Consider the following 24,368-nt stretch of genomic DNA (forward strand, 5'->3'; position numbering starts at 1 on the left):
AGGTCACTCGTTATTGTCGATCTCTCTTAAAAACTACCTCGCGTATTGACTTTGATCCAGCACACTTCTTAAAGACTATCAAGAACTCAATCACAAAATAAATGATCATCGTTATTGTGATAAGGCCTATGTATGCAATAGTTATATCAAATCCAATATTTTGAATAAGCCCCAGTGTAAAGACTGTGACTGCTGCTAAAACGTTTGTAAACACATCTTCAATAACAAAAATCTGTGTTCGATTTTCATCTGTAATTTGTGTTTGAATCATGTTTTCCAACATATTACCGGCGATTGTTGAACCAATTGCTAAAAGTACATACGAAAGTAACACCATTGCCAAGTTCTGACTTACAACCAACATGATCGCATAACTTCCAAAGATCAATGTGCCAATTTGGAATGCAAGATGATATGGCAAACGTAAGTTAACAAATGCTAATACCGAAGAAACAATTAAAAAAACAATTGCTAGAAATGATAATGAATAAGCATATTGAGCAGAAGTAATCCCTACAACCTTAGTGACAAAAATAACTTCAAATGAATCCAAGCCAGTTCCCATATTATCGAAAAGAATAAAGATCAGATAAAATCCTGCTAAACCTTTAACTGTTTTCAGTGCTTTTAAAGAATTCACAATATCTGATTTAACGTTTCTTTTGGTTCCCTCATATGATGTTGGGTTGTCAAATTTAATTGATGGAAGAGCAAATAATGTAAGCCCGCCCAAAAAAGTGATTCCGCTATAGATATAAAATAGCAACGCCTGCTGTTGTCCTTGAAACAATCCAACTAACATCGGCCCGATAAAATACGAAATTGAACCAACACTTGTAATTGCAGCATTAAAACGACTTATTCCTTCTTTCTTAGAAACTGTTTGAGATCTAGTTTAAACTTTGATATACTTTTGCAAAAAGGAAATTATGATGACTAATTATCCCAGCAATATTACCCGCCAGCAGTTTGAAGTGATTCGTCCTGAATTAGAAAATTTTCATCAACGAACGAAGCCCCGTCAAGTCGATTTGTATGACGTCTTTTGCGCCATTTTATACATCTTGAAAAATGGCTCCCAGTGGCGTGCCCTGCCACATGACTTTCCCAAATGGCAAACGGTTTACACCTACTTTCGCTTGTGGTCCCGGCAATCGGCTCCAACGGAGCCGTCATTACTGGATCAAGTTTTAAAAAAATTGTCTTTACCTTACGATCTCAACAAGATCGTTCGGCATTAACTTCGTTTATTATCGTGGATGCGCAAAGCGTTAAAAATACCGCCACTGCTGAAAATAAAGGTTATGATGCTGGTAAGAAAATATCGGGAATTAAACGGCATCTAGCCGTTGATATTAACGGGTTTCCACAAGCCATTCATATTACCCGAGCCAATGTTTCTGATCGGGACGGAGCCAGTGCGATGATTGCCTTATATGCCAATGATCTTCGGCATGTTCGCAATGTTCTAGTCGATGGTGGTTATTCAGGAGCTAACTTTAAATTGGATGTTATGAGCAATTTACAAGCGACCGTTCAGGTCGCTAAACGCAATGAATTACACAAGTTTGAAGTAATGCCGCAACGATGGTTGGTTGAACGATCCTTTAGTTGGCTAGAGAATTGTCGACGACTGTGGAAAAATTGTGAAAGACAGCTGCACACAAGTGCCATGATGATGACCTTAGCCTTTATTTCAGTTCTATTGAGGCGCTTTTAAAGATCTCAAACAGTTTCTTAACAAGTTTTGGTATCAGAGCAACCAGGTTGCCGCCGAAAACATCTCCAACAATCTCAATCAGTAGGACACCTACAAAGAGAATCCAATGGTGGAAAAAGAGGGGCAGCAACAAGAACATTCCCGCTTTAACCAACTCTAAAGTAATCAGTAAGGGCTTTTTATTATGAATATGACTAAGCCAAGTATTAACAGGAACAGATAAAAAGCTTCCGATAATCTTGGTACACCATAAAAACATGACGGAGTTGATTGAAATTTGTGCCAGGATAATATTCAAAGCAACTGTGTAACCATATTGTGCTGTTAATGAGATCAATCGATTTAATAAGATTGGCACATTTTGGGTATTATACACTCGTGAAGTCGTATCGTAACCTCCTTGTTAAATAATCATATTTAGAACCTGTATAAGTACCTTTTCAGTTCTATTGTTTTCTATCATCGGATTATATTCACAAATGTCAATAGTTTTGGTGGATTATAGTCAATACGTGAGACAGGTTTTAAGAAAGATCCAGAACCGCGTTTAGTTTCCACACCTCAATATCAAAAAAGCACAATCCCACCAATCCGGGATTGTGCTTTCTTTACGTAGATTCAAACAATCGCATGGCCAACAATGATGTGATCAAGTATCTTTTCATCATCTGCCGGCTTATCCAGCAGCAATTTCACCGCTGACTGCCCCATTTCAGCGGGGTGAATATCAACAGAGTGGAAATGCTGATCAGTTAGTTCACTTGGCAATGAATTGTTGTAACCGAGAACTTCAATATTTTTATCAGGATTAATCATTTTGTAACGGTGGTACATCTGCAGGCCACTATAATCATCAATGGCAACAATGCCATCCATTTGAGGATTACTGCGGATAAAATCATCCTCAGAGGCATCATCATTCTCATGGGTTGATAAGAATACTGGCGATTTGCCAGCTTCATCAATCGCCTTTTGGTAGCCTTCACGACGGTCAATCTCGTATGGCCAATTATTGTGAGTTTGGACGAAAACTGGGTGTTGGCAGTCATAATGATCCATCAAGAAATTAGTACCGTCAAAGCCGGCCTTCCTGTTATCGTTGTCAACATACAGCCACTTCTGGCCTTCCGCGGGCTTTCCAATTGTAACGAAATCGACGTCTTCTTTTTGAAGCATTTCAATAACCGGGTCATTTTGGTGTGAATACAGGAGAATAAAATGCTTAATTTGAGCTCGGCTGATCATTGACTTAACATTATCAATTACCTGCTTGGAACTGTCGCCAATTGCAATTGACAGCACATAGTTGCGCTCGTTGAGCAAGGCATTGATTCCTCTTAGAATCCCGACATAAAAGATGTTATCAACAACCCGGTTATTAACCGGAAAAATAACACCAACCGTGTTTGCCTCGCGATTCGTCAAATTTTTAGCGTTGTAATTGGGTTGATAGCCCATCAAATCAGCCGTTCGCTTTACTTTACGACGGGTCTTTAAGCTGATGCGTTTATTATTATTTAGCGCCCGTGAAACTGTCGAAGTCGACAATCCCAGCCTTTTGGCGATGTCTCGAATTGTAACCATGTTTTACTGCCTCCCCTCTATAAAGTTTACCCTTTTTCAAGTTGCGATCTTATTAAACTTTTGTATCAAATATTAATATTGAACCATACCACTAGATTTTGACAGTATTATGTGATAATTTCAACATATGAGGTGATTATGAATATGAAAAAGCGCAGATCATTAGCTGCTATTTTAGCAGTTGTTGCAAGCTTTGCACTAATCTTAGCCGGCTGCAGCAGTTCTTCAAATAAGAGTTCAAATAACGACAGCAGCAAGGCTAGTATGCAGAACCAGGTTCAGACTAAGTCAGCCAAGAAAGTCTTAACATCCAATGACAACCTTTGGTACATGAACGGTTCAATTAATTATAAGAGCAAATCAGGGATTGATGCCTATAAATTTAACAGCCAAAACCATACTGTTACGATTTACAGCGTCAATAAAATGTATAAGACCTACTCTGAAGCTAAAAAAGAAAATGATCTTGATAAGCAGGGAACTTTAAAATACACGTTCAAAAATGATTCGGCCAACAAACCGGTTATTTATATGAAAGGTAAACTTTCTGACATCCCAATGCATCAAACCATTTCGGTAAAGAATACCGTTTCTGGAAAGAACCATCAAACCAAGCTGAAGGTCAGCGGATATAAAGTTGTTCGGGACTTGGATAACGATCCGGCACGACAAGTTTGGGTAACACCACATAATTAAATCGAATTAATTTCTGAACTCAAAAAATGGAATCCAAAATTGGATTCCATTTTTATTTTCACTTTATAGTTGCTGGATCACAAAAGCTTGAAACATGTGGCTCACTAAGCTAATGAGTCCCAAGCCGGCAATTCAACGGGTGCCTGCTTAAGGAGTTCCTTCTGCTCATCAGACAGATACTTCTTGTGGACAACGACTTCGTAGACATAATCGTCCATCCAGTCATCGTTCATGGTAAAGTACCCTTTCTCACCATTCTTGTCACCCCAGGAATTTTCAACTTTCCATTTGAGTGGTGTATCACCATCCAGGTCAACGCCGGTGAAGGTCATGGCATGAGAAACTTCAGCTTGATGATATTGAAGCCGGGTTCCCTTATCCATTTCCAAATCGGTATCAAATAATTCTGAATAACGGAACAAGTGACTGTCTAAGTAACCCTTCTTGCGATCCATTTGCTCCAAGACATCATTACCGAACCAGACCGTTTCGCCGTCTTTAAGTTGGGCAATTGTCGCCTTTTTTAAGACATCCATTGGCAGATTCAGGAACTCGATGTGTTTGCCACCGACGATGTTGTCTTCGCTTGGTAATGCGTACAGCTTGTTATAGTCTTTGTCAGGAGAATTGGAGAATACCACATAGTCATCCAAGTCGACATCGAAGTATTTATCATAAAATTCCTTTGGTGTTAAGCCGGAAATCTTATGGTATTTCTTGTCATCATCCCGATAAGCAAAGTTAACGGTTGTAGGTGGCTCGCCGAATGAATAAGCCGTAATGCGATAGACTTCATTAAGCATCTGCTTACGAGCAGCGTTAATTTCATCATCGCTCTTTTCATCCTTCACCATTTGGCGTAATTTAGCTGCATCAATCCGCAGCTTGCGGTTAATAACCGTATCATAGCCACCGGTGTTTTCAACGTTGGAAGTTTCCGGATAATCACTGACCGGAACCACCCCGTATTTTTGAACCAGGGCAGCTGCCATGGCCCATTGACCGCCATCATCATCAGGAGAATTCAAGTAAGCCTCAACTTCACGGTCATCAGCTGGCCGGCTGGCAGTTGCGAGAATTCGATCATAAAAGATGTTGGCCAACTCAATTTTATCCCAGAAGAATAAATATTTTTGAGACAGATTGAAGTTCTTCACTTTATATTTCGCACCAAATTGGTGACGCAAAGTATTAACCAATGAAAACAGCCAGCAACGACCGCTCTGCTTTTGATTGGTCACTTCACCAGTTTGCAGATCGACTGAAAATACCGGGTTCAATCGTACCTGGGCGTTGGGATCCTGGGCAGCCTGGTTAACGCCATTTTGCGCAATAATTCTTGATAACACATCACTTTTGGGTGTGTTCTTGAAACTTTCGTGGAGCTCTGAGAGATCTTTATCGGTTAAAACACTCTTACTATCAGCCATTCAGACATTCCTCCTATGTAATTTTCCTTTATCATGCGGTCATCGTTCCTGATGAACGGCTCCGCCTACTGCAATGAATTGGGTCTAGATCCGCTTTTTCAAACGGGGCGTTACCAGGTAGGCAATTAATGCACCAGCTGCTCCCTGGATCAGATTCATCCCAATGCCAATATATCCGGCATAAAGGTTGTAAAGAACGGAATCTGATACAAAGTATCCAAAGACCATAATGACGATTCCAACCAAAACGGCAATTAACTTGGTCCATTTGCCATCCGGGTTTTTACCGGCCAACAGTCCGACAATCAACCCTTCGGCACCATGGACAATCAGTGAGAACCACATATACTGGCCGTATCCGGAAATCAGGTCCAACAAGAATCCGCTGGCCCCACCGACGACGCCACCGACTTTTGGTCCTAATAAGATGGCACTGATGAAAATACCGGCATCACACAAGTTGATGTTTCCATGCGTCATCGGTACCGGAATAATGAAGAATCGGCTAATGGCAACTGTCACCGCAATAAACATGGCTGTCAAAACAACCTTGAAAATATCGTTACTTACTTTGCCGCCTACACTTTTACGATCCATTAGTGACTGCCTCCCAATACATAATCTTCTTTGTTAGCTTCAGTAAAATCATATTTGGCCCGCTCGCCACCGATTAATTTTGGCCGCGAAGATAGGCAGACAACATTTGCTGCGCCAACTTTCCGGTTAGTCATTCTCACCGGAATCTGAACGTATTTGACGTGCATCCCAATTTCTGTGCCGCCAATATCGATTCCGCCAAAAGCCGTTATGTGCTCGACTTCAACCGGATCATCCATTCGTTCATAAGCAGCAACTTGAGTCCCGCCGCCTGCGTGCATGGCTGGGACAACCGATACGATCTCCAAGTTGTGACGCTCAGCGACCCTTCGTTCAAGTAACAGCGCCCGGTTAATGTGTTCACAGCCTTGAATCGCCATGTTAATATTTCGTGGAATTAGGAATTCTTCCAGTGTGGAAACAACCGCCTTACCGACATCGAGCCTAGAATTAGTGCCCTTCCAGTCGCCCGAAATTTCACTGGTACTGCAGCCAACCACAAAAATCCCGTTTTCTGGAAAGGCCACTTTATCAAAATATTCAGTTAAGACATCCGACAAGTTGCTTTTAATCGTTTGTAAATCCATTATATTTACACTTCTTCCCCTGTTTGTCCTAACGTAAACATTGCGACATTATACAAAGAGCGCGTGAGGTTCAAGCCAAATTTGCGCTGGCTTTCCGGCGCCCTGGTTGTTAAGCTCACGGCGTCGTAAACGCCAATCACTGCTTTTTGAACCGCCGTATCAAAATCCAAATCAAAATTCAAATAACCAATCAAAAGTGATGAAAATAAATCACCGGTTCCATAGAAATGTCCAGAAATATAAGGTGAACCGGCCCATTTAAGATGACCTTCATTCATGTAAACACAGCCAATCCCGCCATCTCTTAGCACACCGGTCACAATGACCTGGGCATGAGAATGGTTCATGTGCCGCCACTTTGCAATGGCTTGGCCAATCTCTTCGTTACTGGCATCAGCGGCCAGCTTTTCGCCGCTCAACAAGCTCAGTTCCGTGGCGTTCGGTGTTATAATCGTTGCAATTTTCAACAACCGCTGCATGGTTGCCAAATATTGGTCGTCAAAGCCGTCATACATTTTTCCTTGATCGCCCAAAACCGGGTCAATCAGTAATTCAGGTAAATCCAGATATGAAAAGTAATCATGTAAAAAGTTGGCAGTGCTGGAATTGCCAATGTATCCAACAATTCCCGAATTAAACTTCAGATCATTTAAACTATTCCAATGATCAGTCGCCCGTTGCAGCCAGTCATCCGTATTTAACGTTTCCGGCTTGCCAAAACCCTCCGTCTGAGTAGACAGAATCTCTGTCGGTAACGTTGCGGTCTGCATTCCAAACGCTGAGAATACGGCAATTGCAGCAGTAGCTGAAAGACGGCCGACCGCTGAAAAGTCTTCCGCAATTAATACACTCGAATTAATAATGATCATCCTTCCAATGACATGTGTTACAAACATTGTACCCTATTAACGAATAAATAGTTAGTAGTCTACACATTAAATGTAACAATCTCTCATTAAAAATTATTTTAAGTATAACAAGATTTTCGAAAGAAACAATAGACAGTTTGCAATGACTGTCGTCCACTCTGTTATAGTAGACTTGTATAAATTCTTAGAACTTAGTGAAGGGTGAGCAACATGAACTTTTCAACTAAAAATAGTATGACAACACTCGCGCAAACGTTCATTATGGGGTCAATCGATGCCTACACATTTCAAAACTTTCATGGCTCGTTTGTGAGTGCCCAAACCGGAAATCTGGTTGTCTTCGCCTATGAATATGCCACCAAAGGATGGGGAACGGCTTATATTCGAGTACCGGTTCTGCTTGGATTCCTACTGGGGGCATTCATGTCACAGGCCTGCAAACATATTAAGCTGCCGGCAGAGCGGCGATTCAATCTGTTCCTGCTGTTCAGCATTATTTTTCTGGGCTTGCTGACATTGGGTGCGGCTTTCAACCTGTCAATGTTAAACATGCTCTTCAGCTTGGGACTCTTTTCCGGATATGAACTGACGGTCTTTAACAAAATTGGTGTGACAAGTGTGAACAACGGCATCATGACAGGAAACCTGAAAAACTTTGCGAACAATGTTTATGAAGCAATCTTTAGTCGTGATAAGTCCGCGTTGATCAAGGCAAGCCACTTTTTAAGCGGCATTATCATGTTTGTCCTTGGTATCATGTTCAGTGCATATGTCTTACAGGCCATTGGCACGGAAGTGTTTACGGCAGCGTTTATGATCAATATCATCTTGCTGATGACCCTTTACATTGATTATCGAATGACAAATCATCAGCAAACAATCAGTTGACATTCACTAAAATTTGATTTAGATTAAAAAGCAATTAGAAAACTTACGAATTTTAAGCTATTAGGAGAAGAGTAACCACTCGGATCGATTTCAGAAAGCCTGGCAGATGAGAGCAGGTATCGAAAAGACGGTGAAGATGAGCTCCAAAAGGCATTATTCCGTTAACGCAGAGTAATCGGTAGGAACCGTTAACTTCCCGGGTATCATAGGTACCGATGAGGCGTTGTTTGTAAAAACAACGCGAATAAGGGTGGTAACGCGAGCATTCGTCCCTTGATTGTCAATATGACAGTCAGGGGACGAATGCTTTTTTTCGTAAGTGAAACTTTAAAATTATAGGAGGATTCACACATGACAAAATCAGCAGTTCAAGTAAAATTTCCATATCGGTATGATGTCGTAGGCAGCTTATTAAGAACTCAGGCACTAAAAGATGCCCATGCCAAATATAACGCTGGCCAAATCAACGCCGATGAATTAAAAGCAGTTCAACATGAAGAAACGAAAAAAATTGTTGCCAAGCAAGTTGACCTTGGGTTAAAAGATATTACCGATGGTGAGTTTAACCGCAGCTGGTGGCATCTGGATTTTCTTTGGGGACTAACCGGTGTTGAGAAATACGATTACCACAAGAGCTACAAGTTCCATGGCAGCAAAACCCGAACCGATAATGCAGAGTTGTCCGGCAAGGTGGCATTTAACCCCGACCATCCCTTCTTTGACAGCTTCAAGTTTCTCGAATCAATCACGCCGGATGGTGTCACCCCTAAACAGACCATCCCATCACCAACGATGTTATTCCGGGACAACCGAAGTGACAATTGGTCAAAATTCTATGACACTTGGGACCAATATTTAGACGATGTCGCTAAAGCTTATCATGAAACCATTCTTCACTTCTATGAGCTCGGTGCCAGATATATTCAGCTCGACGACACAACTTGGGCTTTCCTAATCAGCAAGTTAAACGCAACGGCTGACGACGCAAAAGCCCATGCCAAGTACGTCAAGTTGGCAGAAGATTCCGTTAAAGTCATTAACAAGTTACTCGAAGATCTGCCTGATGATCTCACTGTTACCACCCATATTTGCCGTGGCAACTTTAAATCAACTTTCCTATTCTCAGGCGGCTACGATGACGTTGCCGACTATCTCGGACAGTTAAATTACGATGGCTTGTTCCTGGAATACGACAGTGAACGGGCTGGTGACTTTACACCACTGGCAAAGATTTGGAATGGCGATCAACACAAACGTATCGTTCTTGGCTTGATCACTTCAAAGTCCCCTGAACTGGAAGATAAAGATGCCGTCATTAACCGAATCAAACAAGCTAGTGAAAAGGTTCCACTCGATAATTTGGCACTTTCAACTCAGTGTGGCTTTGCATCTACTGAGGAAGGTAACAAGCTTACCGAACAACAGCAATGGAACAAATTAAAACTGGTTAGAGATATTGCCAAAGAAGTTTGGAACGTCGATTAGCGTTCACCTTGAAAAGAGGAATCCTTATGGATAAAAGTACTCATCAGAATGAACCATCCCAAGCCCGTTACAATCATGAAGATCACTGGTTGGGACTGGCTGTCGGCCTGGCATGTGGGTTGGCATTAGACGCTGTATTCTCATTTCGAACCGGTACATTTTTCACCTTCATTGGCATTGTGGTTGGAATGAGTGGTTTGTTGGACTTTAGGAAGAAAGCTTAGTCATTTCTTATTGGGCGTGTAACTTGGATAACCTTCCAACTCCAAGTCAAAAAACGAGTCTTCCCTATTGAGGAAAGGCTTGTTTTTGTGTCCAAGCTCATAAAATACCATTTGATTTGAATTCCATGAAAGTGTACAATTTCATTAATATTAAAAAGATTCTCATTATAAACAAATTTTTGAAACGGAGTGATGGATATGTTAGCTTGGATCAGCTTGCAACACAGTATCTTCGAGATCAATGCACTTCAGTTGTAGTTTCTAAAGGATCGACAATTTGGCCATTTCCAAATAAACCAATCGATTGTGGATCCTGCATGAATTGGAGTGCGCAAAATGAAAATTAAATATTCTTCCAACATTAGTAAAGGTTATACTTACAGCTTTTTATCCTGGTTCGGCATTACCAGTCTATGGGTGATGTACTTACAGACAAAAGGGTTATCGCTTGTTGAAATCGGTCTATGTGAAAGTATCTTTCACATTGCCAGCTTCTTATTTGAAGTTCCTTCCGGCGTTTTAGCTGATCGGCTCACCTATAAATTTGACCTGATATTAGGCCGCTTAGCAGCGATTCTTTCCGCTGTCATTATCCTCTTTGGCCAGACATTCTGGATGTTTGCGTTGGGTTTTGTCATCAACGCCCTGTCTTATAACATGCAGTCGGGAACCCTTGAAGCACTGCTGTATGACTCACTGATTAAAGACAAGTCAACCAAGCAATATCCAAAGGTTATCAGCCGCATTAACGTGATTATTGAATTTGCCAATACCCTCGGCGTGGTCATCGCCGGCTTTCTGGTCCACTGGCACTTTGAATTAACCTATGTCATTGGGATTGTGGTTGGCTTAATGGGACTGATAACCGTTCTGCTTTTCAAGGAACCGGTTATCAAAAAGCGGCCGACTGAAAAACAGACATCCGTAAAATCAATTGTGGTTAACTCATACCGGATAATGAAGCACAATCACCAGCTTAGAAATCTGATGTTGTTTGACGCGTTATATGCAACAGTTTGTACTTCCTACTTTTTCTACTTTCAAACTTTGATGGAAAATGAACACTTTTCCGGTTGGATGATTTCTGTCCTCATGGTTGTGTCAGCCTTGATAAATATTGTTGGAATTCAGTTAACGCCATTTATTCAAAAGACGTTTTCAAAGCGGGAATTAATCATCACATTGAGCCTCAGTCTTGCATGCTTGCTAATGCTGACGTGGCTTGCCTGGCTCCCACTTCTGATCGTCATGTTCTTAATCTCTCAACTGTTACCATCCCTCATCGACCCCATCTTTAGCAGTTACTATAATGAAATGATCAACTCTGAGGAACGGGCAACTCTGCTAAGTGTTGCCAGCGTCCTATTCTCAGCAGTCATGGTTATCGCATTCCCACTGTTTGGCTGGTTGATTCAAATCAATGGATTCTCATTTGCATTTGGGTTGGTCGGATGCGTGTTGGTCGTTGTATTGATTGTCATGAGACGAAGCTTTGTGAGTCCTAAATAATAAAACATTGAAGAGTCAACTTAATTGTTGGCTCTTTTTTACTATCTTGCTTTACAAACTAGTGTGAATCAGTTATCCTACTAGTAAGCATTACATACTAGTGGGGAGGATAGTCATTTGGCAAAACAAGATCTTTCCAGTCAAATGTTAAAAGGCATTCTTCAAGGGTGCCTACTTATGTTAATCAGTGATGAGCCAATGTATGGGTACTCGATTAGCCAAGCATTAACCCAATTTGGCTTCCAAGATGTCCCCAAGGGAACCGTCTACCCATTGCTGATCAACATGGAAAAAAAGGGCCTGATCACTGGAAAAATGCAGCCATCCAAGGAAGGCCCCAAGCGGAAATACTATTATATTACCGCCAATGGCGTCCAAGAGAAAAAGCAATTTATCAACCAATGGCATACCCTATCAAGCAGCGTGAACAGCCTCATCCACAAAAGGAGCGAAGATGATGAAAGCAGATAGCTTAATTGAAGAGAATGACCAGCTCAGAAAGCAATTAACCCCTGAAAACAAGCAATATTACGAAGAACTGATGACGTACATTCGAGCAAATTCAACCTTTAAAAGTGACCTTGATGTTGAACAAATTCTATTGGATATTCTCAATGACATTCTGGAAGCTCAATCCAACAATCAGACGGCTCAATCATACTTCGGCAAGAATCCAAAGGAATCAGCGGATGATATTTTAAAATCCTTACCAAGGAATTTGACGGAAACCCTAAAATTCGCGCTCAGCATTGCCTTGGGATATATCGTTGTCTTTATGATTCCAAGTCTGACAACCCCAGGCATCAAAACCGACTTGGGCAATTTAATCATTATGGGGATTGTCTCCTTCATTCTAGCCAATATTATACTTTGGTTGGTCGGACAGACAATTTACCAACGAAAAGTCGTTAAGTTTGTTATCGACGCGATCGCTGTTCTCCTATTTGCGGCAGTTGTCGCGGGTTCAATCTTCCTCAAGACTCCCCTGAGTTTCGAAACGAATGGAACGGTGGGCATCATCTTGATTGCCATTGTCTTTTTGATCATGACATACATATACATCGGCATCTTTAAACATCGAATGCCTTGGACAATTATTTATGTGGTGCTAACGATTGACGCTATCATTGGGGTGCTTTCAAGAATTCCAGTTATCGGGAGAATGATCACCGACCCTGTCATCCCCAAATCAACGTTGCTTTGGATTCTGATCCCGGGATGTATTATTGCAGCGTTAATTGGCGGAGTTGGAACTTATTACTGGTTAACTAAACATGACGAGAACTAACCAATCGTTTTTTAAAATGCCAATAATAAAGGAGCCGATGAGCAAAACACACGTTTTGTTCATCGGCTCCTCTTTAATTTCATATTAAAGTAATGCTTCACCCTTATCATGATCGACTTTGCGTTCACTTTCAGGCATCATACTACCACCAGTTGCCCAGACAATGTGGGTTGCGTTGGCGGTATTGAATGCAGGCACTTCAGTGATTGCCCGTTCAATTGCGGTAAATCCGGCTGCGGCTGATGGTTCAACCGTGATGTTTTCGGTATCCATCAGCTGAGCAACATATTTATAGATTGTCGGATCATCGAATGTGACACTTCCAAACAGCAATGTCCGCATGATCTTGCCGGCAATTCGAGATGGTCGGCCAACTGCCAAACCATCAGCGGCAGTCTTGCCATCCAAGCCGATATCAAACACTGAAATTTTATTATTCAGCTTTGTCATCATTCCCAGAGTGACTGAAGGAACGTGGGTTGGCTCACAGAAAATAGCGTGGATGTATGGTCCCATCATCATTTTCAGGCCAAAGGTAACCCCGCTTGGACTGCCACCGACACCAGCTGGTAAGTATACAATTACCGGGTGATCGCGGTCAACTTTGATTCCCTGAATTTGGAATTGTTGTTGAAGGCGAACACCAGCAACCGCATATCCGATAAACAAATCGGAAGAGCCTTCATCATCGATAAAATGAATCTTAGGATCTTTAGCGGCAGCTTCCCGGGCTTGTGGAATGACTGAAGAAAAGTCCGTGTCCAATTCAACCACGTTGACACCGTTTGCCCGAAGTTTGGCTTTCTTCCATTCCTTGGCATCCCGTGACATATAAACGGTCGTCTTAAAGCCAAAGGTTGAAGCAGCGATTCCAACACTGAGGGCCAGGTTTCCAGTTGAGGCAACCATAACACCGTATTGCGCGAACAAATGCTTATATTCAGGAGTTCCCAAGATTGCGTGGTTGTCGGTTAGCTTTAAATTGCCTTCCGTCATGGCAACGTGCTCGGCAAACTTCAGAACTTCATAAATGCCGCCACGGGATTTAATCGAACCTGAAATTGGCAGCTCACTATCAGCTTTTAAATAAAGGCTGCCGGCGAGCGGTGTTTCGTGTTCCCCATCCCAGGCCTGCTTCATCTTATCCAACCTAATCAAAGGTGATTCAATAATTCCATGCATTGATGCAGTTTCTGGAAAAGCCTCTTCAATGTATGGTGCGAATCGTTTCCAAAGATCAACGGCATCCAAGATGTCTTGTTTTGTAAATGGTAAATCGGCATCTTGACCGTAATCTGGGTTCTTCCAAAAAATTGGTGTTTCATTTTTTAAATCTTTAACTTGCGGGTATTTGGTTTCTAATGATTGTACATTGTCCATATTTTCGATCTCCCCAAAATCATTTTAAAAATATTGTATTCCTAATTAATGTTCCTAAAGCATTGCTGCATCAACCTTTACCAAGCCTTAATCATCATCGCACAGCCATGTTATCTCCTAATAAGACATCCACACGGCAGATTATTCATTTACTTGGTTGGTGCTGGCCGCATTTTTGTGGATATAAGCAGGTACTTTGAATCGCTTGACCTTGTTAACATTGGTATAAGTTCCGGTCACTGCTTCGGTAATCGACTTCTTGGATCTCTTATCTTGATACTGCATGTAAATATATGTTTGCACCGGTAAATAAGTCTTCTTGTCCAAGGTGTACTTGTAAGAAAACTTGGTAATTTTGACTTTCTTTAAAATGTTCTTCGTACTTTCGCTATGATTGGCTTCGGCTAAAATCAGCTTTTTGGCAACCATGCTGCCGAGCTTACCCTGGCCACTATAAGACAAGACGTCCGTAGTCTTGTTTTTCTCAAGCTTTAAATGCTTTTTCAGGTAATCCATTGCTCTGACGGCAGAACTGCCGGTTACCTGTCTGTGAACACTCTTGATAAGTGGGCTCTTCTTAGGCAAAAGCTGTTTTGACCAACTATTGTCCGCATGAATATAGACCGTCCGACCGTCAATGAAGTAATCATAATTCTTCACCAATCCGGCAGCGTTGTTCAGCTTCGCTTGGACAATCATTGGCTTCAAATGAAACTTGGCTGCCATTTTGCCGGTGGTTGATTGATTGTTGTTCTGACTATTTTTAGTAACCAGCACAACGTTGCCGCTCTTAATCTGATGAGCAGCTTTTTGGGCATGATTCACAATAGTCATCGTCGCTGAAGGCTTACTGGCAGGCTTGGTGGAACCACACCCCGCCAACAACATTGCCATGAATCCAACAGCTGTAATAATGATTTTTTTCATCGCAATCCCCTTTTATCACATTTAAATCAGACTAAAAATTGACCATAAGACAACATAGGCACCGGTAACGATGGTTAAGGAAAGCCAATGGGCCTTAATAACCCGTTTGACGGATTTGAACCATTTCGAAAAATAGTAAACCGAACGATTTTTTTGAACCAAATTGATGATTTGAAAAGACGTCATTGTGGCACAATATATCAGCACCATGTAAGAAAGGACAAATAACAGGTCAATGGCAATTCCACGCCAGTTACCACTTAACACAACCATCAAGAACTGCCAGAGATAGGACCCAAGCAGTCCAAAATAAAAGAAGCTGGGAATGACAATTGCAACTCTTGACGGAATAATCGTGAAAATAATGTAGGCAAATAATAGTAAGATGCCCCGTCCCAATCCGGATAACAGACGGCGGTCATTAATTGAAAAGCTGACAGTCAGCGGCTGAAATTTAAAAATTGCCGAAGCAACAAAGAATGCAATGATTCCCCAAGCAATAAATAAGACGTAAGTCGAGCGCCGCAACTTTAAGTTTTCTAACAAATAACTACCTCCTGACCCGTTTTCTGATTTATTTAGTCGGCCACAATCGTTATTTTGGGCTTCCAAGTTTTAGCAGTTTTATCCGGAACAATGTACAGTCCATAGTGCCCATTGCCCGAATTGGCAGTCATGGTCGAAACGTGACTGGCCACATTGGCTGCATAGTATCTCAATGCATTGGTTGTTCGATACTTGGACCAATATGAGTAGTAACCGGTCATCGTTTTGGGATCAACCTCTTTAACCGTAAAGCTGGCCGTCTTGGCATTTGAGACACCTGCTTTAACAGCTGCATCCCTGGTACTAATATCTTGAGTTGCCAAGATCTTTGCCATAGAATTCAGCTTTTCATCAGCAACACTTTTGGTGAGCTTGGCAGCTGCCTGATCGCTAACCAACTTTTGGAATTGGCTTTGGGGCAAACTTGCCAAGGTCGTCAAATTATCTTCGAAGAATTGAAGTGATCGTTCGGATGACAACTTAATCACTGATTTGGATGCCAATGCCCGCTGAGAAGGATTAACCCCCTTAGTCAAATAACCGCGCCAAATAAAGCCGTCCGAGTTGTTACCATAGTTAAAGACTTCATAGTAGACATGACGCTTATTGCCGCGCTGCATCACAACACTGTTTTTAACGTACCAAGTGGTATTGGGATAATTTTTCAAATTGTGAAGCCGTTTGGTATGGGTCGCGTTCCACAAGTAAACGGCACTCCTGGATTTAGCATGATACGCCACAGCGGTATTTCTACTTAAATATTTAGTCCAAACATAACTGGAATTAGCTGACGCAGCGGTTGTTTGAGCAGTCGCCGTTGTGGTACTGGCTGAAACTGGAAAGCTTGTTGCAGTGGCAAGTCCTAGTGTCACCAACGCAAGCAAAAATAACTTTTTCATGATGTTTCCCTCCTATGTACTAGCCAACTAATTATATCAGAAAAGCAGCTTAAAATAAGCCCCCACTCAGTATATTCAAAAAGAAGCCGGTCAATTGTATTGACCGGCTTCTTTAACGGAATCTTTAGGACATTGACTATTTTTGGTAAGCCAATCCTCTTCGCAGACGTTTCCAGAAGCTGGTATCATCTGTCTGCAAAATTAAGCCTTCGTATATTTGGCCGATATACCAAGTCAAAAGCAGGATGCTTGCGATTAGAATCCCTAATGACAATCCAATTTCCATGCCACTGGCGTTGTCATTAATAATTCGCATCGGCATGAAATAAGATGAGAAGAATGGCACGTAGGACAATATTTTGGAAATCAACGCATCTGAATTACTCTGAAACGGCATCGTTAAGAAAAAGGCAATCATACTCAAATAAATTGCCGGCTGAGCCGCTTTGGGAGCATCTTCGGCCTTGGCAACCAGGGCACCGCTGAACGCTGAAATGATGGTGTAAATAATCACTCCCAGGAACACGAATACCAGGTTGACTCCAAGCATATTTTTGATGATGGCGTTCACCAACGAGCGATTATCTGTAATCAGCTGTTTGATGTTATCCAAATGCATGGCAATTTGGAAAAAGCCGTAACCACCTACAATATAGACAACAATCTGGGTCAGGATAACCCCAAAGACGCCTAGAATTTTACCGACAAAGTATTTGGAAGCCTTGGTGCTTGAAAAGATAATTTCCATTACTTTGGTGCCCTTTTCCGAGGCAATTTCTTGAGCGGTCACGGAAGAATAAGTGATCATAATCATATAAATCATGAAGACCAGGATCCAAAATGAGGCAATTTTGGCAAAGTTGGCCCCGCCATGACTGGCTTTAATCGTTTGCTTGAAAGCCGGCTGGACTGCCAACGACTTCATTTGCTTTGAACTCAGATTGGCGTTGGCCAGATTCAACTGATGCTGAGTTTGGGCAAGAAAGACGTTGACCTTGGTCCGCATTCCGTTAGTGATGGAATCAGTCGAGTGGTAGACACCGGTGACTTTGGCCTTATCAGCCGACAACACCAAGTAGCCGGCTAGTTTGTTATTATTGACACTCTTTTTCGCAGCAGCTGTCGTTGTCACGCTTGCCTTAACATCATCCTGATTAGCCTTAATGAATTGTTTTCGCAAAGCCGGTGTTTCAGAAATCACCGCAATTCGCTGTTGATCCGAGCTGGAGGTGGCACTTGTGTAACCAATCCCCAGAGAGATTGCCAATAAAATAAACGGCGATATGACCAACATGATGAAGCTCCAGGATTTAACCTGTCTCAAATAGGTTTCGATTGCGACAATGAATGTTTTATTCATGTTTGATCCCCGCTTTCATTCTGAAAATTTCATCAAGGGTCGGCGGCTGTTGACTAAATTCTTCAATATATTGGCCGTTGGTCAACTTTTCAAAGACTTCCGGACCCTTCTCAGGATCATCCAACCTTAATAGGAAGCGATTGCCACGAATATTTTGAACTTTAACCACATGTGGAAGTTGTTTCAGCTGGTCTTCTGTCCAATCGGTGGTCACGTAAATCTCCGACTTACCGAACTGATCACGAACTTCCTTGATTGTTCCGTTAAGGACGACTTCACCCGTCCGCAACATAACCAGGCGGTTACAAACTGCTTCCACATTGGCCATGTCATGGCTGGAAAAGATAATTGCTGCCCCTTGGTCCCGGGCCTCGAGAATGGCATTCTTTAATAAATCGGCGTTAACCGGATCCAGTCCACTAAAGGGTTCATCGAGAATAATTAGCTTTGGATGATGAATCAATGTCACAATTAGCTGAACCTTTTGCTGGTTTCCTTTGGATAGATCTTTAATCTTGTCAGTCTTTTTGCCTTTTACCGCAAACTTCTTCAGCCAACCATCAATTTGCGGTCGGATTTCTTTGGCCGGCTTACTTTTAAGCCGAGCCAGGTATACGATCTGCTGTTCAATCGTCAGCTTGTGCATCAAGCTCCGTTCTTCGGGTAGATACCCGATCGAATCAAAGTCGGCTTCTTTGATTGGCTGACCATTCCAACGAATTTCGCCGTCATACTTTAGGAAATTCAAAATACTATGAAAGGTTGTCGATTTACCAGAACCATTTTGACCGATCAAGCCCGTAATTTGCTTGTCGGGTACGTCAAAACTAACGTCATCCAGTGCGGTCACACTGCCAAATTGTTTATGGAGATGGTTGATTGTCAGCATACAGTTGGCCTCCTTTGTTTTCCTTCATTCGAGCTTATCATATCATAACATTGATCGGTGTTTTGCAGAAATGGCTGAATGTCAAAGGCCTTTTACATCAAAATGAGGCTGAAACAAAAGTGTATGCTTTTTCTCAACCTCATTGTTTCGCAATTTTATATTATTTTGCTAAAACGTGCAACAATCGGCTGATCCCGGCTATTTAAGAGCATAAACCAATCATTCCAAAACCAGGAATAATCAATTTATGCCCTTAAATTCCGGGATCAAAACGCCTTTTGTCACACTCTCCTTTTTGAATTAACGATACTGCTTCATTGGTTTAATAAAGTGCCAACTTCTTTGATGATAAGCCTGATCCCAGAATTCCCACTCCAGTTCACAGCTCTTCAGGAACTCTTCCTTAACGACATCCAAATGATGCTGGTCGTAATGTTCCGCCTCGCGATCAATCAGGTCAAACAGCTGAGTAAGAATGCTGTCGCCGTCATCGCCCATATCGGCATAAAACTCAATCCACGGTTTAAAGACATTGTCATCAGTGTTCTTACCCTGCTTCACAAACCGGTTTGCGATTTCCAAATAGGTCCATGGGCATGGTGTCATTGCCGCAACAATATCAATCAAATCTCCCGTCCGTGCCGAACGATACATATGTTCATTGTAAAGATAGGTGCCGGGAGCTTGGGGTTCATGCTGTAAAGTTTCATATTTAACGCCAGCCACATTGCAGAAATTGTGGTGGGGGTGAATTTCACTATGCAAAATAAAATCGATTTGTTTTGCGAAGATTGCCATATCAGCCCGGGTTTGCGACTTTTGAATGGCAGCGGCGTACACCTTGATGAACGCATTCAGATAATTGTAATCTTGACCGACATAAAAGGTCAGCGCTTCTTTAGGCAAATTGCCATTGCCGATTCCCTCGACAAACGGATGCTGATAAATCTTGTGTAAAATTGGTTGTCCAGCTTCCACTAATTCTTCAGAAAATTTCATGGGTCAATGCTCCTTAAAGCAAAATTTTCAAACAGAACGTGACCGGACTTGGCGCATGTTGTTATCATTTTTCCACTTCCCTACGTTGGTATTAACCAAATCAGGTTCAAAGGGATTGGCAAATTGCCATCTCAGCACAAGGCACCCCTAGTGATCTTATTTGAATAACCAAAGTTTACCATATTTCTTGATTAGTTTTGCAATTTTCTTCTTATATGATAGGCTAAAAACAACAATTTTCTGAGGGTGGGGATTTAACGATAAGGAGAGTTGTTTTATGAAATTCAATTATAAGGTTGCATTGATTTGTTTTGCGCCATACGTTCCCATTATTGCGCTTTATTTGTTGGTTCACGTATACATATCAAATACGATTATCGCTATATTGGCTGCGACAGGTATTTTTTCGGTCCTATATGTTTTCTTTCACTATCGATATTTCAAGCCATTCTTCAAGCGACATCCAGAGTTGGACCCGCAGCACTTTGAGTTCAATACCGTGGCAAATGTTGTCTTTGCTATTAACACCATCATATTGATGGTGTTAGTCATATTCGACTTTTTTGCAAAAACCCCAGTCGGCTATCTATTAATTTTTGGTTTATATAACGCGACAATCAGTGGATTTAAAACGTATAGGGGGCAGACCACATGACATTCAACTACAAATATGCGCTGTTTACAAATACGCCAGTAATCCTCGTAGCTATCATTTACCCATTTATAGAAATCGCTAATTTTGATCCTGTTTGGGCGTACAGTCTTCTCTTTATCGCTTTAATTTCTTGGTGTCTCTTCACAGGTGAAAATTTTTATGATCGTCATCCCAACCTCGATTATCACAATTATCGGCGGGGACTTATTCCCATGGTAATACTGATTTCAACCAGTCTTGTCTTTATATACCTCTTCTTTAAACTCGGCCCGCAAAATAATCTTGAACCCATATTTATGTGGATAGCACTATCAAACTTCCTGACAGATGGATTTGCCAAGTACAAGGGAATCGAGTGAACAACACATCCCGGAACAAGTAAAAGGAGCCACAAATCTCAATTGGGATTTGTGGCTCCTTCTTTCATTTATACAGATGAAGTTCTAAAATGACTAGGCATTCTTCACAGCAAAAATTGGCAGGGTATTCAAGAATACACAATCATCCCGGTTTGCTGCGGGGCCCTCAGCCAAAATTGAGCAGCGTTGAACCACATTTGCGCCGACTTTTGTAAGTAGATGCTCTGCAGATGCCAATGATCCGCCGGTACTGATCACGTCGTCAACAATAATGACCCGCTTACCACGAAGTTCTTCTGCATCACATCCATCCAATACCAGCTTCTGATGGTAATCAGTGGTAATTGAACGCATGCCAATGGCGATTGGATTTCTCATATAAGCCTTCACGCTTTTTCGCAACACAAAGTATCGTGGATGATGGGTAATCAAGCTCAATTCCTGGGCCAATGGAATGCCCTTGCTTTCCAAAGTCACCAAATAGTCAAAGGGAATATTAATCCGCTTGGCCAACTCTTTTGCGGCATACCGGGTCAATTCCGCGTCCCCAAGCAAGACAAACGAAGCGATTGCTGCTGTATCGGTAATCGGGATAATTGGTAATGTCCGCTTTAATTTACCAATGGTTAATTCATATTGTTTCTGCATTGTTGTCCTCCAGCCCCTATATATAGAAAGAAAAGTATGAAAATAACGAATTTTACGAATTAATTAGAAATGATATGATGTCTTATCGGATTATTGTTCGTCTATGAATATGATAATACTCTATTTTGTTAACTTTATCCATAAAATAATGCCTAAACACGAATTTTATTGAAAAAACACCGATCCGTTGTTTTTACGTGACAAATCGTTTTCGTGACGGCACATAATGTGGTCCGGTAGAAAACAATACCCCGACATATTGACTAGATATGGGCAATTTCTGGTGCAATCAACACAACTATTTGTTATCCGTCATGTACCTCTCAGTGTGATCAAAAAAATTTTTAATTCTTTAAATCCCCGACTTCATGCGATTATGCACGGTACAAGCAAATCCTGGGAATACACAATATATTGCTTCTTAGGTCAGTTGGATATACTATATATAGTATCAGTTCAAGCAATTCGAGAGAAATGCGATTATAATGTACATAGGAGGAACGATTATGCAAGCTATGAAACTTTCATCAGTTTCACTATCTGATGAATTTATAAACAAAGTTAAAGAAGAAGTTACACCACACTGGGGCGAATTAGGCTGGGTTACCTACAAACGAACTTATGCACGTTGGATTCCAGAAAAAGGCCGTACCGAAAACTGGGACGAAACTGTTAAGCGAGTTGTTGAAGGTAATATTAACCTTGATCCTCGTTTACACGAAGATAACGTTGACCCACAAGTTGTTGATGCCTTAACTGAAGAAGCTAAGAAGCTCTATAAATTGATTTATGGCCTCTCAGCTACTCCTTCAGGACGTAACCTTTGGATCTCAGGTACCAGCTACCAGGATCGCAACGGTGATGCCTTAAACAACTGTTGGTTTATTGCTGTGCGTCCACAATCATACGGTCACAGCCACATTTTGCCAGAGTATCTTCAACCAGAGACTCCTGCCGTTTCAATGCCTTACTCATTCATGTTCGACCAATTGATGAAGGGCGGCGGTGTTGGTTTTTCTGTCACTAAAAATAATATCCACAAGATTCCTTTAGTTGATAACAAGATCGACTTAAAGGTAATCATTGATAAAAACAGTAAATCATACAAAGATTCACTTGATATGGGTGCCATGGATAAAGATGAATGGTTGAAGAACCATTCAATCAAAGACGTTCGTTACTACCGTCTTCCAGATACTCGTGAAGGTTGGGTTATTGCCAACGCTCATTTGATTGATATGCACTTTAACGGGACCAACGCTGATGGCAAGACTGATCTTGTTCTTGATATGAGTGACATCCGTGAAAAAGGTGCCAAGATCAAGGGCTTCGGTGGAACTGCCTCAGGTCCAATGCCATTAATTGAAATGTTAATCGACATCAACGATTTACTGAACTCACGAGTTGGCCGCCATTTGTCATCCGTTGATGCAACTGATATTGGTAACTTAATTGGTAAAACTGTTGTTGCCGGAAACGTTCGTCGTTCAGCTGAATTAGCTTTAGGCTCAGCTGACGATGAAGACTTCATTACAATGAAACAGGACAAAGACAAGCTTTACCATCACCGTTGGGCATCAAACAACAGTGTTGCCGTTGATTCAGAATTTGACAATTACGGTCCGGTTGCTGATTCAATCCAACACAATGGTGAACCAGGAATTGTTAACTTGGAGCTTTCCAAGAACTACGGCCGTAAAATTGATGGCAAGCAAAAAGACATCGATGGTAACGTTGAAGGAACCAACCCATGTGGTGAAATTTCATTAGCCAACGGTGAACCATGTAACTTGTTTGAAGTCTTCCCTTATGTTGCCAGCCAACAAGGTTGGGACTTAGACGAAGCATTTACTTTGGGAACTCGTTTCTCAAAGCGGGTTACATTCAGTAACTACGATTGGGAAGTTTCACGTAACGTCATTGAAAACAACCGTCGGATCGGTATTTCAATGTCAGGTATCCAAGACTGGATCCTTGCCAAGTTTGGCAACCGAGTTGTAACTGGTTACGAAGATGCAACTGATCCTGAAACTGGTGAAGCCATCAAGAAGCCAATTTACGACCCACGAGTTGTTAAAGAAGTCGATGGTCTTTACAAAGCGGTTGTAGCTGCTGATAAAAACTACTCCAAGACACTTGGATGCAAGCCATCAATCAAGCACACCACTGTTAAGCCATCAGGGACTGTTGCTAAATTAGCCGGTGTTTCTGAAGGTATGCATTTCCACTATGCAGGTTATTTAATTCAACGAATTCGTTTCCAAGATTCAGATCCATTACTTCCAGCTTTGAAGGCATGTGGCTATCATGTTGAACCAGATGTTTACACCAAGAGCACAATGGTTGCAGAATTCCCAATCCGCGCATCACACGCTGACAGCAAGAACTTCGCCTCAGCTGGTAATGTTTCGATTGCAGAACAGTTCGCAACACAAGCCTTCCTGCAGACTTACTGGTCAGACAACGCGGTTAGTTGTACCGTTACCTTCCAACCAAATGAAGGTGACCAAATTGCCCCATTGATGAGACAATACCGCTTCACAACCAAGTCAACATCATTGCTTCCTTACGTTGGAAATGAATTCAAACAAGCTCCTAAGGAACCAATTGATGAGAAGACTTACGAAGACAAAGTTATGGAAATCCATGGCGATGTCGCAACAGTCTTCGCAAAGCAAAACGGCAACCATGATAAGAAGGGTGTCGAGTTGGTAGATCAGACTGATTGTATAGGTGGAGCATGCCCGGTAAAATAGAGTGTGACGAGGGCTGGTTGACGCGGTTTCTAAGATAACTTTGGTTGAAACCCTGAACTTGGGTTTTAGCCAA

26 protein-coding genes and 1 riboswitch are annotated in these 24,368 nt (G+C 41.7%); of the genes, 11 read left to right on the top strand and 15 right to left on the bottom strand.

Annotation, left to right across the window (positions count from 1 at the left end; genetic code table 11):
* Window positions 1–10: 10 nt before the first annotated feature.
* Window positions 11–802 carry an MFS transporter gene (locus DNL43_RS04285; RefSeq protein ID WP_057961287.1) on the bottom strand — a complete coding sequence of 264 codons (792 nt, stop codon included), beginning with the start codon at window positions 800–802 and terminating at the stop codon, window positions 11–13.
* Window positions 803–929: 127 nt separating this feature from the next.
* Between DNL43_RS04285 and DNL43_RS04290 the strand changes: the two genes are divergently transcribed.
* Window positions 930–1,720, top strand: a protein-coding gene (locus tag DNL43_RS04290) for an IS5 family transposase (protein ID WP_202813053.1) whose coding sequence is annotated in 2 segments (ribosomal slippage) — window positions 930–1,200 and window positions 1,200–1,720 — 792 coding nt in all. Because the reading frame shifts where the segments join, the coding sequence is not laid out codon by codon here.
* Here the strand turns inward: DNL43_RS04290 and DNL43_RS04295 are convergent.
* Together DNL43_RS04295 and DNL43_RS04300 are read right to left on the bottom strand one after the other, a co-directional pair.
* Window positions 1,692–2,096, bottom strand: a complete 405-nt coding sequence (locus DNL43_RS04295; protein WP_056980997.1) for a hypothetical protein — start codon at window positions 2,094–2,096, stop codon at window positions 1,692–1,694. The genes DNL43_RS04290 and DNL43_RS04295 overlap by 29 nt on opposite strands.
* Window positions 2,097–2,338: 242 nt before the next feature.
* Window positions 2,339–3,304, bottom strand: coding sequence for a LacI family DNA-binding transcriptional regulator (locus DNL43_RS04300; RefSeq protein ID WP_056980999.1), 966 nt, complete (start codon window positions 3,302–3,304; stop codon window positions 2,339–2,341).
* A gap of 144 nt (window positions 3,305–3,448) precedes the next feature.
* Between DNL43_RS04300 and DNL43_RS04305 the strand changes: the two genes are divergently transcribed.
* Window positions 3,449–4,000 (top strand): hypothetical protein, encoded by a 552-nt coding sequence (locus DNL43_RS04305; RefSeq protein ID WP_179286803.1) that lies wholly within the window; start codon window positions 3,449–3,451, stop codon window positions 3,998–4,000.
* Between the two features lie 104 nt (window positions 4,001–4,104).
* Here the strand turns inward: DNL43_RS04305 and DNL43_RS04310 are convergent, their stop codons facing one another.
* The 4 genes from DNL43_RS04310 to DNL43_RS04325 all read right to left on the bottom strand — a co-directional run bounded on the left by DNL43_RS04310 (window position 4,105) and on the right by DNL43_RS04325 (window position 7,483).
* Window positions 4,105–5,430: a C1 family peptidase gene (locus DNL43_RS04310; RefSeq protein WP_054769047.1), complete on the bottom strand. Its 1,326-nt coding sequence runs from the start codon at window positions 5,428–5,430 to the stop codon at window positions 4,105–4,107.
* Window positions 5,431–5,514: 84 nt separating this feature from the next.
* On the bottom strand, window positions 5,515–6,027 hold the full coding sequence (locus DNL43_RS04315) for an ECF transporter S component (RefSeq protein ID WP_054769048.1): 513 nt from the start codon (window positions 6,025–6,027) through the stop codon (window positions 5,515–5,517).
* Window positions 6,027–6,614, bottom strand: a complete 588-nt coding sequence (locus DNL43_RS04320; protein WP_054769049.1) for a TIGR01440 family protein — start codon at window positions 6,612–6,614, stop codon at window positions 6,027–6,029. The genes DNL43_RS04315 and DNL43_RS04320 overlap by 1 nt, the downstream gene beginning before the upstream one ends.
* Before the next feature lie 5 nt (window positions 6,615–6,619).
* Entirely contained in the window at window positions 6,620–7,483 is an 864-nt protein-coding gene (locus DNL43_RS04325; protein ID WP_054769050.1) for a PfkB family carbohydrate kinase, read from the bottom strand.
* A 210-nt stretch (window positions 7,484–7,693) separates the two neighbouring features.
* Between DNL43_RS04325 and DNL43_RS04330 the strand changes: the two genes are divergently transcribed.
* The 6 genes from DNL43_RS04330 to DNL43_RS04355 all read left to right on the top strand — a co-directional run bounded on the left by DNL43_RS04330 (window position 7,694) and on the right by DNL43_RS04355 (window position 12,877).
* Complete coding sequence (locus DNL43_RS04330) at window positions 7,694–8,371, top strand: YoaK family protein (protein ID WP_056981001.1); 678 nt, start codon at window positions 7,694–7,696, stop codon at window positions 8,369–8,371.
* 351 nt (window positions 8,372–8,722) lie between these two features.
* Window positions 8,723–9,856: a vitamin B12 independent methionine synthase gene (locus DNL43_RS04335; protein WP_056981003.1), complete on the top strand. Its 1,134-nt coding sequence runs from the start codon at window positions 8,723–8,725 to the stop codon at window positions 9,854–9,856.
* A 26-nt stretch (window positions 9,857–9,882) separates the two neighbouring features.
* The gene (locus tag DNL43_RS04340) at window positions 9,883–10,080 is read left to right on the top strand and encodes a hypothetical protein (RefSeq protein ID WP_054769051.1); all 198 of its coding nucleotides are present in this window, start codon (window positions 9,883–9,885) and stop codon (window positions 10,078–10,080) included.
* 336 nt (window positions 10,081–10,416) lie between these two features.
* The gene (locus tag DNL43_RS04345) at window positions 10,417–11,589 is read left to right on the top strand and encodes an MFS transporter (protein ID WP_056981005.1); all 1,173 of its coding nucleotides are present in this window, start codon (window positions 10,417–10,419) and stop codon (window positions 11,587–11,589) included.
* Between the two features lie 144 nt (window positions 11,590–11,733).
* The gene (locus DNL43_RS04350; RefSeq protein ID WP_056981068.1) at window positions 11,734–12,060 is read left to right on the top strand and encodes a PadR family transcriptional regulator; all 327 of its coding nucleotides are present in this window, start codon (window positions 11,734–11,736) and stop codon (window positions 12,058–12,060) included.
* Entirely contained in the window at window positions 12,044–12,877 is an 834-nt protein-coding gene (locus tag DNL43_RS04355) for a DUF1129 domain-containing protein (protein WP_225426936.1), read from the top strand. Before DNL43_RS04350 ends, DNL43_RS04355 begins: the two co-directional genes overlap by 17 nt.
* A gap of 84 nt (window positions 12,878–12,961) precedes the next feature.
* On the opposite strand, the gene DNL43_RS04360 is transcribed toward DNL43_RS04355, so the two are convergent.
* The 7 genes from DNL43_RS04360 to tenA all read right to left on the bottom strand — a co-directional run bounded on the left by DNL43_RS04360 (window position 12,962) and on the right by tenA (window position 19,877).
* The gene (locus tag DNL43_RS04360) at window positions 12,962–14,257 is read right to left on the bottom strand and encodes a D-serine ammonia-lyase (RefSeq protein WP_056981006.1); all 1,296 of its coding nucleotides are present in this window, start codon (window positions 14,255–14,257) and stop codon (window positions 12,962–12,964) included.
* A 141-nt stretch (window positions 14,258–14,398) separates the two neighbouring features.
* Window positions 14,399–15,184, bottom strand: coding sequence for a DUF6612 family protein (locus tag DNL43_RS04365; protein WP_056981008.1), 786 nt, complete (start codon window positions 15,182–15,184; stop codon window positions 14,399–14,401).
* Between the two features lie 21 nt (window positions 15,185–15,205).
* Window positions 15,206–15,730 carry a hypothetical protein gene (locus DNL43_RS04370; protein ID WP_056981011.1) on the bottom strand — a complete coding sequence of 175 codons (525 nt, stop codon included), beginning with the start codon at window positions 15,728–15,730 and terminating at the stop codon, window positions 15,206–15,208.
* 32 nt (window positions 15,731–15,762) lie between these two features.
* A complete protein-coding gene (locus DNL43_RS04375; RefSeq protein ID WP_056981013.1) occupies window positions 15,763–16,629 on the bottom strand; it encodes a hypothetical protein in 867 nt (288 codons plus the stop codon).
* A 136-nt stretch (window positions 16,630–16,765) separates the two neighbouring features.
* Entirely contained in the window at window positions 16,766–17,989 is a 1,224-nt protein-coding gene (locus tag DNL43_RS04380) for an ABC transporter permease (protein ID WP_056981015.1), read from the bottom strand.
* A complete protein-coding gene (locus DNL43_RS04385) occupies window positions 17,982–18,878 on the bottom strand; it encodes an ABC transporter ATP-binding protein (protein ID WP_054769056.1) in 897 nt (298 codons plus the stop codon). Before DNL43_RS04385 ends, DNL43_RS04380 begins: the two co-directional genes overlap by 8 nt.
* A 300-nt stretch (window positions 18,879–19,178) precedes the next feature.
* Entirely contained in the window at window positions 19,179–19,877 is a 699-nt protein-coding gene (gene tenA / locus DNL43_RS04390) for a thiaminase II (protein WP_054769057.1), read from the bottom strand.
* Between the two features lie 60 nt (window positions 19,878–19,937).
* Window positions 19,938–20,036, bottom strand: a riboswitch (TPP riboswitch).
* Window positions 20,037–20,154: 118 nt separating this feature from the next.
* Between tenA and DNL43_RS04395 the strand changes: the two genes are divergently transcribed.
* Window positions 20,155–20,532: a hypothetical protein gene (locus DNL43_RS04395; protein WP_056981017.1), complete on the top strand. Its 378-nt coding sequence runs from the start codon at window positions 20,155–20,157 to the stop codon at window positions 20,530–20,532.
* Complete coding sequence (locus DNL43_RS04400; protein ID WP_054769058.1) at window positions 20,529–20,891, top strand: hypothetical protein; 363 nt, start codon at window positions 20,529–20,531, stop codon at window positions 20,889–20,891. Before DNL43_RS04395 ends, DNL43_RS04400 begins: the two co-directional genes overlap by 4 nt.
* 93 nt (window positions 20,892–20,984) lie before the next feature.
* Here the strand turns inward: DNL43_RS04400 and DNL43_RS04405 are convergent, their stop codons facing one another.
* Window positions 20,985–21,539, bottom strand: coding sequence for a phosphoribosyltransferase family protein (locus tag DNL43_RS04405; protein WP_054769059.1), 555 nt, complete (start codon window positions 21,537–21,539; stop codon window positions 20,985–20,987).
* A gap of 506 nt (window positions 21,540–22,045) precedes the next feature.
* On the opposite strand from DNL43_RS04405, the gene nrdJ reads away from it, so the two are divergent.
* Complete coding sequence (gene nrdJ / locus DNL43_RS04410; protein WP_054769060.1) at window positions 22,046–24,295, top strand: ribonucleoside-triphosphate reductase, adenosylcobalamin-dependent; 2,250 nt, start codon at window positions 22,046–22,048, stop codon at window positions 24,293–24,295.
* Window positions 24,296–24,368: the final 73 nt, after the last annotated feature.

It is taken from the genome of Lentilactobacillus kefiri (genome assembly GCF_009739535.1).
GTDB classification, from domain to species: domain Bacteria; phylum Bacillota; class Bacilli; order Lactobacillales; family Lactobacillaceae; genus Lentilactobacillus; species Lentilactobacillus kefiri.

Bases quoted from the DNA above. Each gene is read 5' to 3' on its own strand.
- DNL43_RS04285 (WP_057961287.1), bottom strand. From the start codon at position 802: ATGTTAGTTGGATTGTTTCAAGGACAACAGCAGGCGTTGCTATTTTAT.
- DNL43_RS04300 (WP_056980999.1), bottom strand. From the start codon at position 3,304: ATGGTTACAATTCGAGACATCGCCAAAAGGCTGGGATTGTCGACTTCG.
- DNL43_RS04305 (WP_179286803.1), top strand. From the start codon at position 3,449: ATGAAAAAGCGCAGATCATTAGCTGCTATTTTAGCAGTTGTTGCAAGC.
- DNL43_RS04310 (WP_054769047.1), bottom strand. From the start codon at position 5,430: ATGGCTGATAGTAAGAGTGTTTTAACCGATAAAGATCTCTCAGAGCTC.
- DNL43_RS04315 (WP_054769048.1), bottom strand. From the start codon at position 6,027: ATGGATCGTAAAAGTGTAGGCGGCAAAGTAAGTAACGATATTTTCAAG.
- DNL43_RS04320 (WP_054769049.1), bottom strand. From the start codon at position 6,614: ATGGATTTACAAACGATTAAAAGCAACTTGTCGGATGTCTTAACTGAA.
- DNL43_RS04325 (WP_054769050.1), bottom strand. From the start codon at position 7,483: ATGATCATTATTAATTCGAGTGTATTAATTGCGGAAGACTTTTCAGCG.
- DNL43_RS04330 (WP_056981001.1), top strand. From the start codon at position 7,694: ATGAACTTTTCAACTAAAAATAGTATGACAACACTCGCGCAAACGTTC.
- DNL43_RS04335 (WP_056981003.1), top strand. From the start codon at position 8,723: ATGACAAAATCAGCAGTTCAAGTAAAATTTCCATATCGGTATGATGTC.
- DNL43_RS04340 (WP_054769051.1), top strand. From the start codon at position 9,883: ATGGATAAAAGTACTCATCAGAATGAACCATCCCAAGCCCGTTACAAT.
- DNL43_RS04345 (WP_056981005.1), top strand. From the start codon at position 10,417: ATGAAAATTAAATATTCTTCCAACATTAGTAAAGGTTATACTTACAGC.
- DNL43_RS04350 (WP_056981068.1), top strand. From the start codon at position 11,734: ATGTTAAAAGGCATTCTTCAAGGGTGCCTACTTATGTTAATCAGTGAT.
- DNL43_RS04355 (WP_225426936.1), top strand. From the start codon at position 12,044: ATGATGAAAGCAGATAGCTTAATTGAAGAGAATGACCAGCTCAGAAAG.
- DNL43_RS04360 (WP_056981006.1), bottom strand. From the start codon at position 14,257: ATGGACAATGTACAATCATTAGAAACCAAATACCCGCAAGTTAAAGAT.
- DNL43_RS04365 (WP_056981008.1), bottom strand. From the start codon at position 15,184: ATGAAAAAAATCATTATTACAGCTGTTGGATTCATGGCAATGTTGTTG.
- DNL43_RS04375 (WP_056981013.1), bottom strand. From the start codon at position 16,629: ATGAAAAAGTTATTTTTGCTTGCGTTGGTGACACTAGGACTTGCCACT.
- DNL43_RS04380 (WP_056981015.1), bottom strand. From the start codon at position 17,989: ATGAATAAAACATTCATTGTCGCAATCGAAACCTATTTGAGACAGGTT.
- DNL43_RS04385 (WP_054769056.1), bottom strand. From the start codon at position 18,878: ATGCTGACAATCAACCATCTCCATAAACAATTTGGCAGTGTGACCGCA.
- tenA (WP_054769057.1), bottom strand. From the start codon at position 19,877: ATGAAATTTTCTGAAGAATTAGTGGAAGCTGGACAACCAATTTTACAC.
- DNL43_RS04395 (WP_056981017.1), top strand. From the start codon at position 20,155: ATGAAATTCAATTATAAGGTTGCATTGATTTGTTTTGCGCCATACGTT.
- DNL43_RS04400 (WP_054769058.1), top strand. From the start codon at position 20,529: ATGACATTCAACTACAAATATGCGCTGTTTACAAATACGCCAGTAATC.
- DNL43_RS04405 (WP_054769059.1), bottom strand. From the start codon at position 21,539: ATGCAGAAACAATATGAATTAACCATTGGTAAATTAAAGCGGACATTA.
- nrdJ (WP_054769060.1), top strand. From the start codon at position 22,046: ATGCAAGCTATGAAACTTTCATCAGTTTCACTATCTGATGAATTTATA.